The organism is Bacteroides sp. LFL-34 (assembly GCF_027257075.1).
GTDB lineage: Bacteria > Bacteroidota > Bacteroidia > Bacteroidales > Bacteroidaceae > Bacteroides > Bacteroides ovatus.
Window position 1 is genome coordinate 1 of record NZ_JAPQKZ010000135.1, and the last position, 1,155, is coordinate 1,155.

A 1,155-nucleotide genomic window follows, 5' to 3' on the forward strand; every position below is an offset into this window, starting at 1 on the left:
GCTGAATTCAACTTGCAAATGCAACAGAATTCTGATTAATAATTTGTTTAAATTTTTCGTTTGGCGTGAGGTATCCAAGTCTTTTACGAGGTCGATTATTGAGTTTATTTTCAATCCACTTAATCTGTTTGTTGGTTACTTCACTAAAGTCCTTACCCTTTGGGATATACTGCCTGATAAGCCCGTTGGTGTTTTCATTGGCACCACGTTCCCATGAGTGGTATGGTTTGCAAAAATAGAATTTTATTTCCAATTTTTGCGCAATTTCCTCGTGCTTTGCAAACTCCTTTCCATTGTCAGCCGTAATTGTGTGTATTAAGTTTTTCACTTTCCGCAGTGCCCATACTGCAATCTTAGCTACCGGGATGGCTTCTTTTCCCGACAACTTGCGTATCCAGACCCTGCTTGTTGCTCTGTCGTTAATGGTAAGAATGGCACCTTTGTGGTTCTTACCAATAATTGTATCTATCTCTAAATCACCAAATCTCTCCTTCAGTTCCACTATCTCGGGACGCTCATCAATATCCACCCTGCCTGGGATAAATCCTCGCCCTGCATTTTTAGAACCACGTTTGGCATACCTGCGACCTTGTCTGCGAAGATATTTGTGCAGTTTGCCACCCCGCCGCTTATCCTCCCAAATCCAGCGATATATCGTTTCGTGAGATACCATCGCAATTCCCTCCAAGCGGCTCCTGCCGACAATCTGCTCCGGGCTGAATCCTTTCTTCAACAGCTTTATTATCCGTTTTCTCATTGCCGGTGTAAGCACTTCCTTGCGATGTTTTTGCTGCTTGCGCCTGTCTGCTTTTCGCTGGGCAAGCTCCATGCTATAGCTACCACTTCGGGCGTCGCAATTGCGCTTTATCTCCCTGTAAACAGTGCTTTTATCTACTCCGATAGCTTCCGCTATTGCTTTTTTGCTCATCGGTATTTGCAACATCATAGAAATTGCATACCTTTGTTCCTCGGTTATATGTTTGCTCATCTGCAACTTTTTTTTCTTTGGACGGACAATTAAAGCAAAGATAGCAAACTTTATCCATTCAGAGTGAGAGAAAGGGGGACATTGTCTCTCTTTCCTCTCTGAAAAATAAATGTTTTTATTGCTTATTATCCGCACCCAAAAAGTTGCATTTATAAGTTGAACTCAAG

1 protein-coding gene is annotated in these 1,155 nt (G+C 42.3%); it reads right to left on the reverse strand.

The genetic code is table 11. The features are described from left to right. Positions 1-7: 7 nt before the first annotated feature. Entirely contained in the window at positions 8-988 is a 981-nt protein-coding gene (locus N5O98_RS27210) for an IS30-like element IS4351 family transposase (RefSeq protein ID WP_005794072.1), read from the reverse strand. Between the last annotated feature and the right edge of the window lie 167 nt (positions 989-1,155).

What these genes read in the sequence shown, in the direction of transcription:
- N5O98_RS27210 (WP_005794072.1), bottom strand. Translation starts at nt 988, where the DNA reads ATGAGCAAACATATAACCGAGGAACAAAGGTATGCAATTTCTATGATG.